Annotated in this window: 10 protein-coding genes; 8 read left to right on the forward strand and 2 right to left on the reverse strand. The window is 63.2% G+C overall.

The features are described 5' to 3' along the window. Positions 1-44: 44 nt before the first annotated feature. The gene (locus AXF13_RS07050) at positions 45-881 is read right to left on the reverse strand and encodes an aldo/keto reductase (protein WP_062252201.1); all 837 of its coding nucleotides are present in this window, start codon (positions 879-881) and stop codon (positions 45-47) included. A 250-nt stretch (positions 882-1,131) separates the two neighbouring features. Here AXF13_RS07050 and AXF13_RS07055 point away from each other — a divergent pair, with 250 nt between their 5' ends. The 4 genes from AXF13_RS07055 to AXF13_RS07070 are packed head-to-tail and all read left to right on the forward strand — an operon-like array spanning position 1,132 to position 4,927. Beyond that, on the forward strand, positions 1,132-2,124 hold the full coding sequence (locus AXF13_RS07055) for a metal ABC transporter substrate-binding protein (RefSeq protein WP_062252202.1): 993 nt from the start codon (positions 1,132-1,134) through the stop codon (positions 2,122-2,124). Next, positions 2,111-3,055: a metal ABC transporter ATP-binding protein gene (locus tag AXF13_RS07060; protein WP_062252203.1), complete on the forward strand. Its 945-nt coding sequence runs from the start codon at positions 2,111-2,113 to the stop codon at positions 3,053-3,055. The genes AXF13_RS07055 and AXF13_RS07060 overlap by 14 nt, the downstream gene beginning before the upstream one ends. Continuing rightward, on the forward strand, positions 3,048-3,911 hold the full coding sequence (locus tag AXF13_RS07065; protein ID WP_062252204.1) for a metal ABC transporter permease: 864 nt from the start codon (positions 3,048-3,050) through the stop codon (positions 3,909-3,911). The genes AXF13_RS07060 and AXF13_RS07065 overlap by 8 nt, the downstream gene beginning before the upstream one ends. A 14-nt stretch (positions 3,912-3,925) precedes the next feature. Further along, positions 3,926-4,927 carry a DUF1848 domain-containing protein gene (locus AXF13_RS07070; RefSeq protein ID WP_062252205.1) on the forward strand — a complete coding sequence of 334 codons (1,002 nt, stop codon included), beginning with the start codon at positions 3,926-3,928 and terminating at the stop codon, positions 4,925-4,927. Between the two features lie 18 nt (positions 4,928-4,945). Here AXF13_RS07070 and AXF13_RS07075 read toward each other — a convergent pair whose 3' ends face one another. Further along, the gene (locus tag AXF13_RS07075) at positions 4,946-6,301 is read right to left on the reverse strand and encodes an MATE family efflux transporter (RefSeq protein ID WP_062252206.1); all 1,356 of its coding nucleotides are present in this window, start codon (positions 6,299-6,301) and stop codon (positions 4,946-4,948) included. A 159-nt stretch (positions 6,302-6,460) separates the two neighbouring features. Here AXF13_RS07075 and AXF13_RS07080 point away from each other — a divergent pair, with 159 nt between their 5' ends. The 4 genes from AXF13_RS07080 (at position 6,461) to AXF13_RS07095 (ending at position 17,070) form a co-directional block, all read left to right on the forward strand. After that, the gene (locus AXF13_RS07080; protein ID WP_083521988.1) at positions 6,461-7,558 is read left to right on the forward strand and encodes an ISAs1 family transposase; all 1,098 of its coding nucleotides are present in this window, start codon (positions 6,461-6,463) and stop codon (positions 7,556-7,558) included. Between the two features lie 107 nt (positions 7,559-7,665). Further along, positions 7,666-13,512: an alpha-2-macroglobulin family protein gene (locus AXF13_RS07085; protein ID WP_062252207.1), complete on the forward strand. Its 5,847-nt coding sequence runs from the start codon at positions 7,666-7,668 to the stop codon at positions 13,510-13,512. Then, positions 13,502-15,844: a penicillin-binding protein 1C gene (gene pbpC / locus AXF13_RS07090; protein WP_062252208.1), complete on the forward strand. Its 2,343-nt coding sequence runs from the start codon at positions 13,502-13,504 to the stop codon at positions 15,842-15,844. The genes AXF13_RS07085 and pbpC overlap by 11 nt, the downstream gene beginning before the upstream one ends. Before the next feature lie 254 nt (positions 15,845-16,098). Continuing rightward, positions 16,099-17,070, forward strand: coding sequence for an AEC family transporter (locus tag AXF13_RS07095; RefSeq protein WP_062252209.1), 972 nt, complete (start codon positions 16,099-16,101; stop codon positions 17,068-17,070). Positions 17,071-17,123 lie beyond the last annotated feature (53 nt).

A 17,123-nucleotide genomic window follows, 5' to 3' on the forward strand; every position in this document is an offset into this window, starting at 1 on the left:
ACAAGAGGCCGGACAGTGGATCAGTGGGGGACAGCGGAGATAGGTCAACGGGGATATGTCAGCGGGTCCGGTCCCATACGTCCCTGCCCGTCCGGTAGTTCCAGGTCATCCAAGGCCGCCACCTGCTCCGAGGTCAGTCGGAAATCAAAAACCTCGCTGTTTTCCCTGATCCGTTCCCGATGGACGGATTTGGGAATGGGCAAAAGACCTTTTTCCAGATGCCAGCGCAGCAGTATCTGAGCCGGTGTTTTGTTGAGCGTGGCGGCCAGTTCCCGCACAACGGGCTGCTCCATGTCCCGTCCCCGGCCCAACGGGCTCCAGGAAACGACCTGGATGCCGCATTGGGCGCAGAAACGGCAGAGCCCCGCCTGGCTGAACAAAGGGTGGACTTCAATCTGGTTGAGCGCAGGCCAGAAACCGAAGGTGTCGCGCATCTCGCTGAGATGCTCGGCCAGAAAATTGGAAACGCCCAGGACGCGGATCTTGCCCTGCTCTTTCTGGCGCAACAACTGCTCAAAAGCGCGCAGCCGCCGGGCGTCGTCCAGGCCCGGCCAGTGCAGCAGACAGCCGTCCAGATAATCCAGGCCCAACAGCTTGAGGCTCTGTTCCAGAGCGCGTACCGGCTCGGCAAAGTCCGTGGGCCAGATTTTGGAAAGCACGAACAGCGTTTCGCGCGGTTGGCCGCTCTGCCGCAAGGCTTCGCCCACCGTGTCTTCATTGTGGTAATACGCGGCCGTGTCAATATAACGGTAGCCGCAGGCCACGGCCTCCCGCACGGCCAGAGCCAGTTCAGGTCCTGAAGCCTTATAACAGCCGAAACCGAAACCGGGCATCTCCATGCCGTCATTAAGACGCAACAAAGCGGAAATATTTTCAATCATATAAAACTCCCGCCGTACCGGATTGTTCCGGCACGGCCTGCTGTCATTAGAATATTTTAGGTTTGAAATGTGACACAGTTCAAACTCTACGCCGCCCGCATGCCGGGCATGCACGTCTTTTCAGAATACTGTGGGCGAGGCGGCCCGGCAAGCCCCGGCAACGTCGCAGGCCCGTCCGCCGCCTTGACAGCGCCCATTTCGGGTCTTATGAAAGGTAGTCTTGTTACTATCTTAACCGTGGAATACCGCCATGTCAGCACATTCCGCCGCGCCGGGCCGCCCGCCTGCCCGTCTGCCCCATATTCTGCTTGTCCTGGCTGTTCTGGCCGGGCTTTTTTTCAGCATGCGGCCCCAACCCGTGCAGGCCGCGCCGCCCCAAGCCTCCGGCCAACCCGCTGAACTGCGCGTGCTGGCGACCACGTTTCCGGTATATCTGTTCACCCGTAATGTGGCCCACAGCCGCCCCTATGTGCGGGTGGAGCTGCTGATTCCGGCTCAGGCCGGTTGCCCCCATGACTACGCCCCCACGCCCCGCGATCTGCAAAAATTGGCGCAGGCCCAGGTGGTGGTAATGAACGGCCTGGGGCTGGAAGAGTTCCTGGCCGCCCCCCTGAAAAAAATCAACGCCAAGGCCACGGTCATTGACAGCAGCAAAGGCATTGATCCTCTGCCCCTGCCGCGCGGCATGTCGCCTTCTCCGCATGCCGGACACGACCACGGCAATGTCAATCCGCACATTTTTGCCGGACCGCGGCAAGCCGCCGCCATGGTCTATAATATCGCCGCAGGCCTGGCCCGCGTTGATCCTCAAGGGGCGGCGGCCTATCGTGCCGCCGCCGAGGACTATGCCGCGCGCCTGCTTTCCGTGGGCCGCCGTCTTGCCGAGGTGGGGGCCTGCGCCCCGCGCAAGGGCATTGTGCTGCAACACGACGCGCTGGCCTATCTGGTCCATGACGCGGGCCTGGAGGTTATGGACGTGATTCAGGAAAGCGAGGACGTTCAACCCTCGGCGGCCCGGCTCATGGAACTGGTGCGGCGCATCCGCAAAGAAAAGCCCGTGCTCATTGCCGGCGAGCCGCAGTATTCGGACAAACCCGCCCAGACCCTGGCGCGCGAAACCGGCGTGCCCGCAGCGCAGCTTGATCCCGTGGCCTCGGGTCCCGCCGATGCGCCCCTGAGCTACTATGAGGCCGTCATGACCGCCAATTGCAAAACCCTTGAGCGTTACTTTGACCCGCGTTGAAGGTTCCGCCCCGGCCATCGTCTTTGAGCATCTGAGCGTACGCCGGGGAAACAATCAGATTCTTGAGGACATCTGCGCCAGCGTGCCGCGTGGCGGCAATACCGTGCTGGTGGGCCCCAACGGCGCGGGCAAGACCACCCTGCTGCTCTGCCTCATCGGCGAAGCGCCCTATACCGGGCGCATCCTTCCCGACGGCAGGCGCGGCGCGGCCTGGCCGCGCCTGGCTTATGTGCCCCAGCAATTGCAGATGGACGGCGGCCTGCCGTTGCTGGTCAGCGAATTTCTGTCTCTGGAGCGCCAGCGCAGGCCGCTCTGGCTGGGACTGAAAGCCGGGGCGCGCGCACGGGCTCGCCGCCTGCTGGCTCTGGTACGGGCCGAGCATCTGGAAAACCGCCGCCTGGGCGACCTCTCCGGCGGCGAACTGCGCCGGGTGCTGCTGGCAGCGGCTCTGGGGCATGAGCCGGAGCTGCTGGTGCTGGACGAGCCGGAAGCGGGCGTGGACTTTCAGGGCGAACGCCTGTTCTGGGAAGTGCTGGACACGGCCCGGCGCGAATACGGCTTTACCCAGCTCATGGTCAGCCACAATCTGCCCTTGGCGGCCCATTACGCCACGCATGTGATCTGCCTGAACAAATGTGTGCGCGCCGAGGGTCCGCCGCGCACCACCCTGACCGCCGCCACCTTGCTGAATCTCTTCGGTGTGCCCATCCACCTCTATCCGGACCAGTGCGACGGCGCGGACCCGGCCTGCCCCCAGTGCGGGGCGCTGCACGGGCCGGATCATCTGCCGTCCGATCCGGGACAGCGGCTGAACGTCCTGGCCCCCCTGCCCTGCCGGGGCTGCGCTCTGCACATGCCCCCGGCGGCCACGGCAGCGCCGGACAATCCGGCCGAAGCGGGCAATACCGCCGGGGGAAATCCTCATGCCTGATTTCTCGCCGGTTTACACGCTGATCGGCCTGTTGCCCCTGGACTGCCTGCAGGCCCGCTTCATGCAACAGGCCCTGCTGGGTCTGTTGCTGCTCACGCCCATGGCAGCCGTGCTGGGCGTGGAGGTCATCAATTTCCGCATGGCCTTCTTTTCCGACGCCATCGGGCACTCGGCCTTCGCCGGAGTGGCCCTGGGCCTGATTCTGGCTGTGAACCCCCGGCTGTCCATGCCGCTTTTCGGCGTGCTGGTGGGGCTGGCGGTCATGGTCGTGCGCCGCAAAAGCAATCTCTCCGCCGATACGGCCATCGGCATCGTGTTTTCAGCGGTGGTGGCCTTCGGCCTGGCCGTGGTCAGCCGGGCCAGCGGCGTGGCCCGCGACATGCAGCAATTCCTCTACGGCGACATCCTGACCATCAGCGAAGGCGAAATCGCCTTTCTGGGCCTGCTCTTCCTGGGCATGTTGCTCTTTCAGGCCGTGGGCTACAACCGCCTCCTGGCTATAGCCCTCAATCCGGTCATGGCCAGGGTGCACGGCATACGCGTGGCTCTCTGGCAATATCTTTTCGCGGGCCTGCTGGCCCTGGTGGTCATGTTTTCGGTCTGGGCCGTGGGCGTGCTGCTGGTCACGGCGATGCTCATCGTACCGGCGGCCACTGCCCGCAATCTGGCCCGCACCGCAGGCGGCATGTTCTGGTGGGCGTTGCTGGCGGGCATCAGTTCCGGCTTCGCCGGGCTGACTCTGTCCGCCCAGGATTGGCTGGCCACGTCCAGTGGAGCCACCATAATTCTGGTTTCCTGCTGCTGGTTCGCGGCAAGCTGCGTCTGGGCCGCCCTGCGCGGGCACCGGCGGGCCTGAACCCGCGCGCTGCCATGTCCCCCTGGCCCACTCTTCAGATCACCACAGCCCACGGCCCGAGCCGGGCCGTGGCCCCGTATGTCATTTCAGCCAGCCGGGCCACGGACATTCCGGCTTTTCACGTCCGCTGGCTGCTGGAACGCCTGCGCGCCGGATATTGCCTCTGGCGCAATCCCTTTAACGCCGGACAAGGACAATACGTTTCCTTCGAGCGTTGCAGGCTGCTGGTCTTCTGGAGCAAAAATCCCCTGCCCCTGCTGCCGCATCTGTCGGAAATCGAGGATTACGGCTTCAAGTATTACTTTCAGTTCACGCTCAACAATTATGAAGCCGAGGGCCTGGAGCCGGGCCTGCCCCCGCTGGAGCAGCGCCTGGAAACCTTCTGCCGCCTGTCGGAACGGCTCGGCAGGCAGCGGGTGATCTGGCGCTGGGACCCGCTGCTGCTGGCCGCGCAACTGCCTCCGGAAGCCCTGCTGGAACGCCTGGACGCCCTGGGCCGCAGGATCAGCCCGTATACGGACAAGCTGGTAATCAGCTTTCTGGATATGTATCTGAAGATCAGAAGCCGTCTGGCCGCCCATACCACAGTGCCGCGCGCGCCTTCGGAAGCGGAAATGCTGGCCCTGGCTCAAGGCCTGGCCCGCCGCAACGCCGCGTGGCCGCATCCCTTGGCGCTGAGCACCTGCGCCGAAGCTCTGAATCTTTCCGCCCTGGGCATCGCGTCCAATGCCTGCGTGGATCCGGCATTGGTCAGTCGCCTCTGCCCGGACGACGCGGAGATCCAGCGGTTCTGCGGCCTGGACCCGACACGCGCGTCCTTACTGCCTGCAAGCAGACCCGGCAAGGCCGCCAAAGATCCCAGCCGCCGCAAGCACTGCCAATGCCTGCCCGCCAAGGATATCGGCGCGTACAGCACCTGCGCCCACGCCTGCGTCTATTGTTATGCCAATCAATCCCAGGCTGTGGTCCGGGCCCGGCTGTTGTCGCGGCGGCCCGGCGCGGAAAGCCTGATCTGAATCCTCGGGCACAGTGCGTTACACGGCCTCGGGCGGGGGCAGGCCCTCACGCTTCAGACGGCGCATACTCGCGTAATAAGCGATGCCCAAGGGCAACGCGGCCCCCAGCCAGGCCAGGGGATTGGCCAGGCAAACCCCGTTGAAGCCCCACCAGACAGCCAGCACCACGGCGGCCAGCGCGCGCATAAGCAGCTCCATGACACCGGCCAGCGTGGGGATCAGACTTTGCCCGAGACCCTGGAGGGTATTACGGTAAATAAAGAGCAGTGCCAGCACCCAGTACATGCAACCGCTGATCTCCAGATAAGTCTGCCCCATCTCGATGACCCGCTCCTGCCCCCCACCCACGAAAAGCGCGATAAGATGGTGCCCGCCCGTAATATTGACCACGGCAATAGCGATACTGAAACCCACGGACATGAAACAGCACTGGCGCACGCCCTGCCGGATGCGCTCCAGATTGCGCGCGCCGTAGTTCTGTCCCGTGTAGGTGGCCATGGCCAGACCAAAGGACATCATGGGCAGCACGGCCACCATGTCGATTTTCTGCGCGGCGGTGTAGGCGGCCACGGCCAGGGGGCCCAGGCTGTTCAGGGCCGCCTGCAGAATGATCGCGCCCACGGCGATGACCGACATCTGGAAGCCCATGGGCAAGCCGATGCGCATGGGTTTCCAGATATCCTTGAAGCCGAGTTTCCAGTCCTTGGCGTGCGGCCGCAGCAGGGGCTGCTTGTTGAGGATGTAGCCCACGCAGAGCAGGCCCGATACCACCTGGGCCAGCACTGTGGCCCAGGCCGCGCCCGCCACGCCCATCTTAAAGTAAAGAATGAAGATGAAATCCAGAATAATATTCAGGAGGCAGGCGATGATCAGGAAAAACAGCGGGGTCTTGCTGTCGCCCAGGGCCATGATCATGTTGGAGAGCAGATTGAAAAGCACGGCCGCGCCGATGCCCCAGGAAATGACGATGATATAACTGTGGGCGTCCTCCATGATCTCTGGCGGCGTGAGCATGAGTACAAGCACCGTGCGTGAAAGCAACACGCCGGAGATCGTCAGAACGGCCGCCACAACCGCGCTGAGCAGAATACCGGCGCAAAAACTGCGCCGCACGCCCACCTTGTTGCAGGCGCCGAAAAACTGGGCCGTGACAATGGAAAACCCCGAAGTCATGCCCATGACAAAGCCCAGGACCAGAAACAGCAGGCTGCCGGTGCTGCCCACGCCCGCCAGGGCCGTGACCCCGATAGTCCTCCCCACGATCAGGGTATCGGCCATATTGTAGATCTGCTGGAAAAGATTGCCGATAAAGAGCGGCAGCGCGAAGAAAAAAATCAGCTTCGCCGGGCTGCCCTGAGTCAGATTTTTAGCCATGTCTCCATCACAATAAATACGTTCGATGCATCCGGACGGCCGAAAAGACGCCTCCCGAATGCAACATTTCAAATTACCACCTGAACCATGCCGCCCGCAAGCATTGCGGCGCCATGTCCCAGGGCAGACGCATCTAAAAAAAGTCTATAAAAAGGAGGCATGCAAGAAACTCATGAACTCATTCTGACGATTTTTAGGGGACTGCCTGATCCTCGGGTAGAGCGGACGAAGATACATAGTCTTGAAGTTATTTTGTTTATTTCCTTATGCTCGTACCTGTCAGGCGCAGAGGGCTTCTATGACATGGAAGATTATGCACATGCCAAGCAAGAGTGGCTACGCAAGCACATAGGCATGCAAAGTGTTCCAAGTCACGATACCTTCAACCGAGTATTTCAGGCGATTTCCCCCTCCTGTTTCGGGGAGTGCCTTATGGAGTTATCACGGCGACTGCGTGAGCAGGTGTGTGGCGACATAGTTGCCTTTGATGGCAAAACGCACCGTCGCACGGGGACTAAGGCCAACAACGCCTTACACATGCTTAATGCCTGGTCGGTGGAAAATCGTCTGGTACTCGGACAAATGGCGGTTGAGGAGAAAAGCAATGAAATAACGGCTGTTCCTCAACTGATGGATATGCTGGATCTTAAGGGATGTGTCGTTACAGCAGATGCGCTTAACTGCCAGAAAGCCGTAGCAGCCAAGGCCATAGAAAAGAAAGCCGATTATCTTTTGGCGCTTAAGGCTAACCACCAAGTATTATTTGACGAGGTAAGCGCCTATATGGATGATCTTTCCGGGCAATCGCCTCCAGGTTTTGAACAAGTAGAGAAAGACCATGGGCGAATTGAAACTCGGCGGTGCTGGCAGTCAGCCTCCGTTGATTGGCACGCGGGTAAGGCGGAATGGCCAGGCTTACGGAGCTTTGTGCTTATCGAATCCATACGGGAGCACGGAGATACTGTCGAAACAAGCCGCCGTTATTACATAAGCAGTCTGCCCCAGGGCGAATCTTACGCCGCCCAAAGCGCTCGTGCACATTGGCAGATAGAAAACTCACTGCACTGGTGCCTGGATGTCGTTTTTAACGAGGATCAAAGTCGGGCACGAACCCGTAACGCAGCCAAGAATTTAGGAACACTGCGAAGTATCTGTCTGAATTTACTGCGACGTATCCCCGGGAAGTCAAGTCTGAAGGGTAAACGCTTCAAAATATCCTTGAATGACGACTTCCTCCTTGAAGCTCTCAAAATTTAGATGCGTCTGCCCTGCGCCATGTCCGCCCCGTGCTTGACAACAGTGCGGCTTTAGGCAAGCTCAAAATAAAAATATTTTTATCCCACCTCCAAGCCCGGAGAATCAGCATGTCCACGCCCGAGCTCATTTTCGGCACTGTGCGCAACAGGCTTGTATTTGCCCTTTTTCTGTTGTTCCTGTCTGTTGGAAACGCCTGGGCCGCGCCGAAATACAAGACTCCGATCCCCCAGAAGGTCAACGGCCTGATCAGTTACTGGCGTTTTGAAGGCCCGGTGGAGCAACCCGGCGGCCGGGAAAGGCTGGAACTGGGCTTCAGCATGGACAAGCAAAAGTGCCGGGATGCCTACGGCGAGGACGGCGAATCGGTCTGTCGGCGTAATTTCGGCAGACGGCCCGCGCCCGAAGTAACGATCACGCCGCCCATTCCGGGCCACTGGGAATGGAGCGGAGACCGCCTGCTCTTTTTCCCGGAAAAAGGCTGGCCCGTGGACACGGCCTACAAGGTGGATATCAGCCGGGCCCTGCCGCCGCGCACAGCCGTGTCCGGCGCGGTGACCTTCCGCAGCGCGCCTTTGCGCGCAAAAATTACGGGCAGCTTCAAATTTGATCCTGAAAATCTCAAAACCATGACCGTCAGCGGCGAAATACACTTCAATTCGTCTGTGGACAAAACCGGCGTGGAGAGCCGTTTCAGCGCCACTCCCCAGGGCGAAGGCCTCTTGCTGGGTGAGCCCGTGCTGCATTTCAACGGTGATGATCGTCTGAACTACAGCCTGCCGGTCCTGCGCCTGGCGGCAAAAGACGCGGGCCTGCGCGTCTCCCTGGCGCCGGGCTTCACGGCGGTGCACGGTGGCCCCCCTTCCAAGGGCGAGGACTTTTTCGTGCGCCTGCCCACTATCGACAACCTGTTCACACTGAACGCCGCTGATCTCAGCGTTGCCACCCGACCCGACCTGCGGGCGCAGATGGTGCTTGCGCTGCATTTTTCCCTGCCGGTCAAGCCTTCGGAGGTTCTGGGCAAGCTGGACGTGCGCCTCTTGCCGCCGGGCCTGGAAAGTGAGGAACAAAGACAGCCCGACAACGAAGACGAAGAGGGCGATGGAAACGAAAAATCCCGGCGAGCCCCGGCCTGGACCATGGAACAGCTCACTCCGGAAATAGTCTCCCAGGCTCCCCGGCTCGCATTGCAAGCCGGGGATGAGGAGGACAAGCCGTCCACGGATATTTTCTTCGCTATTGCCGACAACCTGGAGGCCGACCGCAGCCTGTTGTTGTGCCTGCCCCAGGGCCTGGCCAGCGCCGCGGGGCTGCATTCCGGCGCGGAAAGCCGGAAGCTGCTGCAAACGCCCGCCTTTCCCGAAGCTCTGCGTATTATGCAGAAGGGCGGCGTGCTGGCTCTGACCGGCGACGCCGTGGTCTCCATCTACAGCCGCAATCTGGATGCCGTGGACTATGAAGTGGCCCAGATCCGGCCCGAATTTCTCAATACCTTTCTGCTGGCCAACCTGGATCAACTGGACTACGACAATTACGATTATGACCAGGCCTATACCGGCAGCCGCCCGGATCTTGACAATCTGAGCGTCATCAGCCGGGGCAGCCTGCCGCTGCAGCGGCGTGACGCCATGTCGGCCCAGTTCAGCGCGCTCAATCTGCGCCCCCTGCTCCGCGACGGTCAGAAAGGCCTGTTCTATCTCAGCCTCACGGGTCGGCGCGACGCCGACAGCGTGAGTAAAGAAAACCGCTTTGTGCTGATGACGGACCTGGGCCTGATCCATAAGACCTCCGCCCAGGGCGGAAGTGTGGTCTATGCCGTCAGCCTGGCCGACGGCAAACCGCGCGGCAATGTGAACGTCCAGGTGATCGGAGCCAATGGCCTGCCTGTGTTCAGCGCCAGAACCGATGCGCGCGGCAAGGCCGTGCTGCCCTCTCTCGCGGGCTTCACGCGCGAAAAGAAGCCCCTGGCCCTGGCGGCGGCCCAGGGGAGCGATCTGGCCTTCCTGCCCCTGGAGCAATATGCACGCAAGCTCAATTATTCGCGCTTCGACGTGGGCGGCAACCGGCTTTCCGACCAGGGGCTCAACGCCTATCTGTTCAGCCAGCGCGGCATGTACCGTCCCGGTGAAAGCCTGCATTTCGGCTATCTGGTCAAACAGGGACAATGGGGCTCCACGGAGCTTGCGGGCCTGCCGTTGCGGGCCACGCTGTACAATCCGCGCGGCAACAAGGCGGCCGGTAAAAAAATCACGCTGGCGGCCGAGGGTTTCGGCGAACTATCTTTCCCCCTGGAGGAAATAGCCCCCACCGGCCCTTGGGAATTGCGCCTGAGCACCGCCGACGGCGGACAGCGCGGCGAAGTTTTGCGCGTTTCCAGGGTCATGGTGGAGGAATTCCAGCCCGAAACCCTTCGCCTGCAATTGCGGCTCACGCCCGGCGCGGGCAAGGGCTGGCTGCGGCCCCAGGACCTGAAACAAGGGCCGGAAAAGGATCAGGAAAACGGCCTGTCCGCGCGGGTGAATCTGGTCAATCTCTTCGGCGCGCCCGCTGTGGGCCACGACGTCAAACTGCAAGTGCGCTTCGCGCCCGCAGCGTTTCACTTCCGCGAATATGCCGACTACAACTTTTACAATGCGGCCCGGAGTCTGAACGGCCAATCGGCGGAAGTGCCGACCCGGCAGACCGACGACCAGGGGGACGCCGTGTTCGCCCTGGATCTGGCGGGCTACGAGAACTCCACCTTCCGGTTGAGCGCCCTGGCCGAAGGCATGGACGCCGGCGGCGGGCGCAGCGTCATGGCCGACGCTTCCCTGCTGTTTTCGCCTCTGGAATCAGTAGTGGGCTGGCGTAGCGACGCCGACCTGAACTATCTGCCCCAGCACGGCAAAGCCCGGCTGGACCTGCTGGCCGTGGACCATAAACTCGCCCTCGTGGACCTGGGAGAACTGGAACTGAGCTTTGTGGGCATCAGTTATACGCGCAGTCTGACCCGCGACGGCCAGGGACAGTACCGCTATCAGAATCTGCCCCGGCGCAAGCCGTTGGGCACGCAAAAGCTTCGCATGGACAAAAAGGCGGTTGTGGACCTGCGCCTGGACGAACCGGGCCCGCATCTGCTGGAAGCCCGCGACAAGACCGGCAATCTGGTCCTGCGAGTGCCCTACGAAGTAGCCGGTACGGCCCAGGCGCGCCTGGGCGAGGAGCACGAGGCCAGGCTTACCGCAAAACTCAGCAAGCAGGACTACGCCCCGGGCGAAACCATGGAAATAGCCCTGAACACGCCTTACAAAGGCGCGGGCCTGATTACGGTGGAGCGGGAAGACGTGCTGGCTGAAACATGGTTCACAGCCCAGGCCGGACAGAGCGTGCAGCGCCTGACCCTGCCCAGGGGGACTGAAGGCCGGGTATATTGCAATATCACCTACTTCCGGTCCATGGACGACGCGGATATCTTTACCCAACCTCAGGCCAGCGTGGTGCTGCCGTTCAGCATCAATATGCGGGGACGCGATCTGGGCCTGAGCGTGCGCACCGAAGCGGACGCCGCACGCGCGGCAAGCCGGGTGGTCAGGCCGGGGCAGACCCTCCCCGTGCGGGTGCGCGCCGAACAACCGTCCAAAGCCATTGTCTTCGCCGTGGACGAAGGCATTTTGCAGCTCACCTCCTACGCCACGCCCGACCCCCTGCGGGCACTGCTGGGCGACCGGGCCCTGGAGGTGGACACCTATCAGTATTTCGACCTGCTGATGCCGGAATACCGCCACCTGCGCGGCATGATTTCGGCCTTTGGCGGCGGCGAAGCTCCCGCTCCGCCGAATCAAGCCGCCCTGGGTCAGAACCCGTTCCGCAGGCCCGGCGAAGCGCCCATGGTCTTCTGGTCCGGCGTGCTTGACGTGGGGCCCGAGGAAAGCCTGGTCCAGATCCCGGTGCCGCCGCAATTCAACGGCAAACTGCGGATCATGGCCGTGGGCTGCGCGCCCGGAGCCGTGGGCGCGGCCCGGACCGAGGCCGTGTCCAGGGCCGAAGTCGTCATTCAACCCATGCTGCCGCTTTTCGTGACGCCGGGCGATGTCTTTGAGGCCTCCGTCAGCCTGACGGACATGCTGGAACGTCCGGAGGGTCAGGAGGACACAGCGCGCCGGGTGGCTCTTGGCGTGCGGAGCGACGGCGGCTGCACGCTGCTGGACGCTCTGCCCGAGCCCCTGGATCTTAAACCGGCACGGCAACAGACTGTGCGCCTGCGCTTCCGCGCCGAGGACCTGCCGGGAGGGCACGAGCTGAGCTTTATTGCCACGCCCCTGCCCGGCCAGCCCGGCGAAACGGTGACGCGGCCCATGGGCCTTTCCATCCGGCCCGCGCTGCCGCGCTCCACCGACGTGCTTCTGGGCCGGGTCGGGCAGGCCCCGTACACGGCCGAGGCCAAGTCGCCCCGCCGACTCTACCCGCAGTTCGCGGAACTGCGCGCCTCCATCTCCGCCCTGCCGTTGCCGCTGGCCCACGGCCTGATGCGCTGGCTGGCCGCGTATCCTTACGGCTGCACGGAGCAACGCGTCAGCGCGGCTTTTCCCGACCTGGCGCTTCTGGCCCGGCCCGAATTGACGCCGCCTGACGCCCGCTACACGCCACAGAAAATTCGTGCCTGGGTGTTGGAAACCATGCAGATGCTTCAAGCCCGGCAGCTGGATGAAGGGCATTTCGCGACCTGGCCCGGTGGCGGCAGAGGCGATCTCTTCCTTTCCGCCTATGCGGCGGACTTCCTGACCACCGCCAGGGCGGCGGGCCTCTCTCTGGCCGGAGGCCTGGACAAAGGATTCCTGGCCGCTCTGGAACAGGAGGCCATGCAGAGCCCCGACAGCCTGGAAGACGCCCGCGTCAAGGCCTATGCGACATGGGTGCTGACCCGCAACGGCGTACTGACCAGCAACATCCTGGCCACACTCTCGGCCTGGCTGGAGCGTTATGGGCCGGAGCAGTGGCGCAATGACCTGACCACCGTGTTCATGGCCGGCAGCTGGAAACTGATGAGAGAAGACAAACTGGCCGGAGAGTTGATCAGGGGATACCGTCCCGAGGCCGCGAAATCCTTCCGGGCGGATTATCCTTTCGACGGCTTGAGCTCCCGCGCCCTGTTTCTTACGGTGCTGGCAGGACAATTCCCGGAGGAACTCCGGGGGCAGAAGGCCCAGGACATGCTCGACGACATCTTCGACCTGGCGGCGCAACAGCGCTATACGACCATCTCGGCGGCGCAGGCGGCCAGGGCCTTGATGGCGTACAGCCAGAGCCTGGACGCCGGGCTGGCGCAGGCCTCGGTCAGCGGGCTGGATCAGACAGGCCAAACGCTTGCTCTGCCGCCGCTTCAGGGCCAGGGCGTGCGCGCCCTGGCCCTGGACAGCGAAAGCGGCGCGCCCTCCCGCGCGCTGCTGGAGCAACTGGCCGGGCTGAGCTTCACGGCGGACGCGCCCTTTTTCTGGCAACTGGAAAACGTGGGCTTCGGGCGGGATCTGCCCACGCAGGCCGTCAGCAAAGGGCTCAGCATACGGCGCGAACTGCGCACGCCCGAAGGCGATCCCGTCACAGCCCCCCGGCAGGGCGACGAGGTGGTGGTAGCTGTCATTGCCCGCGCCTTTGACAGAGAGCGGGAGAATATCGCCCTTGTGGACATGCTGCCCGGCTGCTTTGAATTTGTGGTCAGCCAGAGCGGAGAAAGCGCGGAACTGGCCACAAATCAGGGAAGCGTCCACGAGGACCGGGACATGGAGCCCGATTATGCCGAACGCCGGGAAGACCGGATGCTGATTTTCACGGATCTGGCGACGAGCGAGCGGGTTTTCCGCTACCGGGTCAAGATCACGGGCCGGGGCGAATTTACCTGGCCGCCCGTGCAGGCCGAAGCCATGTACGACCCGGAAGCCCGGGCCTTGAGCCTGCCGGAGAAGATAGTCATTGAGGAGTAAACGGCGTTCGTGCGGGAGGCTGGTCCTTGTCGGCCTCCCGCTTTCGCTCTGCTGCGCGGCGCTGGCCTTTGTGCTGGCGCTGCATGCCGCGCCCAGGCCCGACCTTTACGGCAAGGCGGGCTTCTCGCGCATTTTTCTGGACCGCCGGGACCGCGTGCTGCGCATTACCCTGGCCCCGGACGGCACATACCGTATTTTCACGCCCCTGACGGCCATGCCCCCGGAACTCATGGAAGCCACCCTGCTCTACGAGGACCGTTCCTTTTATCGCCACCCCGGCGTCAATCCGCTGGCCCTGCTGCGTTCCGTGGCCCAGATGGCTCTCGGGGGCCGCCGCATGGGCGGCTCCACCATCAGCATGCAGGTGGTGCGCCTGACCCGGAAGTTCTCCACGGCCAGCATTCCCGGCAAACTGCGCCAGATCTGGCAGGCTCTGGTGCTGGAACGGCATTACGGCAAGGATGAAATTCTCGAAGCCTACCTCAATCTTGCGCCCTACGGCGCCAATGTGGAAGGCGTGGGCGCGGCGGCGCGCATCTGGTTCCACAAGGAGGCCGCCGAACTCAGCCTGCCCGAAATTCTGGCCCTCGCACCGGTGCCCCAGCACCCGGCTGCGCGCAATCCCCTGGCAAGCCGGGGCCGCGCCCTGTCCCTGGCCCGTGCGCGCCTGGACAGAATCTGGCGCGAGGCCCATCCGCAGGATGCCGGCCAAGGCCTGCCCAATGTGCCTTTGCGGGTGCATGCGCTTTCAGAGCTGCCCTTTGCCGCGCCGCATGCCGTGGACAGCCTGCTGGCCGGAAGCGAACTGCCCCAAGGCCGTATCTCCACCACCCTGGATCTCGGCCTGCAACGCCTGCTGGAGCGCCAGTTGCGCCGGGCCGTGGAGGCCGGACGGCTGTGGGGCATGGACAATGCCGCCGCCCTGCTGCTGGACTGGCGCAGCTGTGAAATCCTCGCCCTGGCCGGATCAGCCGATTATTTCAACGCCGCGATCCAGGGGCAGGTGGACGGCACGGCGGCGCGACGCTCGCCCGGCTCCACCCTGAAGCCCTTTATTTACGCCCTGGCCCTGCAGGAGGGACTGATCCATCCGGAAACCCTGCTTTCCGACACGCCGCGCGCGTTCAAAGGCTATGAGCCGGAAAATGCCGACGGCGGTTTTCGCGGCCCTATCAGCGCGCGTATGGCCCTGCTGGGCAGTCGCAACATCCCCGCCATCGCTCTGGCCAGCCAGTTGCCCGCGCCGGGCCTGTACGGTTTTTTGGGCAAAGCCGGGGTGCGTTTCGAGCACGGACCGGAGCATTACGGACTGGCCCTGGTTCTGGGCGGCGCGGAGGTGAGCATGCGCGAGCTGGCCGGGCTGTATGCCCTGCTGCCCAACCGGGGCATCTGGCGCGCTCCCGTGCTCCGGCGAGACGAACACGCGACCGGTCCGCTTCCCCTGCTCAAGCCCGAAGCGGCCTTTGTGGCTCTGCAAATGTTGCGCGCGCCGTCGCCCCAAGGCTTTGACCGCACGCCGACCTACTGGAAAACCGGCACGTCCAACGGCCTGCGCGACGCCTGGACCGCCGGGGTTTTCGGGCCTTACGTCCTGGTAGTCTGGGTGGGCCGTTTTGACGGCGCGGCCAATCCCGGCTTCAATGGCCTGCACGCGGCGACCCCCATTTTCTTCAGTATCCGGCGCTCCCTTGAGGCCCTGAACCCGACCGGCGCTTTGCCGGATCCGGCCGCCGACGACGAGGGCTTGAATATCCGCCGTATCGCCGTCTGCACGGCCACGGGCGATACGGACCTCAGCCTCTGCCCGGAACCATCGCGCCAGACCGGCACCTGGTTCATCCCCGGCATCTCGCCCATCCGCGATTCGGGCATTCTGCGACGCATCCTGGTGGATGATGCGACGGGCTTTCGTCAATGCCGGGCCGTGCCGGGACGCACCAGGGAAGTCGTCTGGGAATTCTGGCCCGCCGACCTGCGTCGTCTTTTCAGTCAGGCCGGCGTACGCAAGCCCCCGGCCCCACCTCTGGCTCCGGAATGCCGCGAGACGGATACCCCCTGGCAGGTTCCCGGCCGCGCCCCGCTGATTTCTTCGCCCAAACCGGGCTTGGTCTATGCGGCGAGCCTCAAACATCCGCAAAAAATTCCCCTGCTGGCCGACGCGGACGCCGACGCGGGCTGCGTCTACTGGTTCGCGGATACGCGCTATCTTGGCCGCAGCGAGCCGGACGAACCGCTGCTCTGGCAGGCCGCGCCGGGCGTCACCCGGCTCACGGCCGTTGACGACCTGGGCCGGGCGAGCAGCGTACGGGTGGTGACGGAAAGCTTGCCCTGAGTGCGTGCCCGCCATGCGCGCACGGCGTCGTCCGGCTGTTTGCTTTGACAAGAATTGGCCGAGACCATATCCTGTTTCCCCCTTTTGTTTCGGAACCCGTTGGGGAAACTTCCGTGCCAAGGCAATTCACTCATTTCAAATGTTAATTGCTCTGGCGGTCGCGTGAGCGGACCCCGCAGCACTCGGGCGGTGTAGAGTTTGAGATGTGTAACATTTCAAACGCAAAATGTTGTAATGGCCGGAGCCGGTTTTTCATGGACAGGTTGCTGCTCACTCTCGGGATCATTTTCGTCAGCCTGGCGGCGGGCTATGCCTTCCGGCACGCCGTCACGACCGGGCGCGTCCGCCTTTCCGAGGGAACCCTGATCCTTGCGCGTCAACGCCTGCAGACAGCGGCGGTCTTTGTGCTGATTCCCATCTCGGCCATGCTCTCCCTCTGGGGCCTGCCCTCGCCGGACACGCGCCTGCTGGCCCTCCCCCTGCTGGGCCTTGCCGCCTGGATCTGGGGCGGCGCCCTCTCGCTGCTCTTCGCCCGCTGGCTCAGGCTGGACCGGGCCCAGACCGGCAGCCTGTACTGCTGCGGCACCTTCACCAACATCGGCGCCGTGGGCTCACTGGTCTGCGTGCTCTTTCTCGGCGAAAGCGCCATCGCCCTGGTGGCCTTGTACCGGCTCTGCGAGGAACTGTTTTATTTCAGCGTTTCCTTTCCTATCGCCCGCTGGTACAGCCGGGAAAACGGCGGCCAACGGCTTTCCTTCCGCAATCTGCGCTTTGATCCCATTTTAAAAGTGGTGCTCAGCGCCCTTCTGCTCGGCATCGCGCTCAATCTGCTGCATGTGCCCCGCCCGGAATTCTGCGGCCGCCTGGCCTCCGGCTTTATGATTCTGGCTACCGTGCTTTTTCTGTTTGCCATCGGTCTGAGCCTGCGGCTGTCGCGCCTGGCCCGGTATACCCGCCAGAGCCTTGCCGTGTGCGCCATAAAATTCATCGGCGTGCCGCTGTTGATCACCGGCATTGCCAAGGCAGTCGGTTACGGGGCCATCGACAACGGCCTGCCCCTGAAAGTGGTGGCCGTGCTCTCATCCATGCCCGTGGCCATGACCGCGCTGGTGCCCCCGTCCCTGTTCAGTCTGGACCTGGATCTGGCCAATGCCTGCTGGATTTTCAGCACCCTGGCTCTGGTGGCGGTGCTGCCCGCTCTGCTTCTGGTCCTGCCGCGGCTCTGACGCCCGGCGCGCCGCAGTCGATCCCGCGATAAAATATCTGATTTTACCGCGCA

The sequence above is a fragment of the Desulfovibrio fairfieldensis genome (genome assembly GCF_001553605.1).
Classification (GTDB): Bacteria; Desulfobacterota; Desulfovibrionia; order Desulfovibrionales; family Desulfovibrionaceae; genus Desulfovibrio; species Desulfovibrio fairfieldensis.

What these genes read in the sequence shown, in the direction of transcription:
- AXF13_RS07050 (WP_062252201.1), bottom strand. Translation starts at nt 881, where the DNA reads ATGATTGAAAATATTTCCGCTTTGTTGCGTCTTAATGACGGCATGGAG.
- AXF13_RS07055 (WP_062252202.1), top strand. Translation starts at nt 1,132, where the DNA reads ATGTCAGCACATTCCGCCGCGCCGGGCCGCCCGCCTGCCCGTCTGCCC.
- AXF13_RS07065 (WP_062252204.1), top strand. Translation starts at nt 3,048, where the DNA reads ATGCCTGATTTCTCGCCGGTTTACACGCTGATCGGCCTGTTGCCCCTG.
- AXF13_RS07070 (WP_062252205.1), top strand. Translation starts at nt 3,926, where the DNA reads ATGTCCCCCTGGCCCACTCTTCAGATCACCACAGCCCACGGCCCGAGC.
- AXF13_RS07075 (WP_062252206.1), bottom strand. Translation starts at nt 6,301, where the DNA reads ATGGCTAAAAATCTGACTCAGGGCAGCCCGGCGAAGCTGATTTTTTTC.
- AXF13_RS07080 (WP_083521988.1), top strand. Translation starts at nt 6,461, where the DNA reads ATGCAAGAAACTCATGAACTCATTCTGACGATTTTTAGGGGACTGCCT.
- AXF13_RS07085 (WP_062252207.1), top strand. Translation starts at nt 7,666, where the DNA reads ATGTCCACGCCCGAGCTCATTTTCGGCACTGTGCGCAACAGGCTTGTA.
- AXF13_RS07095 (WP_062252209.1), top strand. Translation starts at nt 16,099, where the DNA reads ATGGACAGGTTGCTGCTCACTCTCGGGATCATTTTCGTCAGCCTGGCG.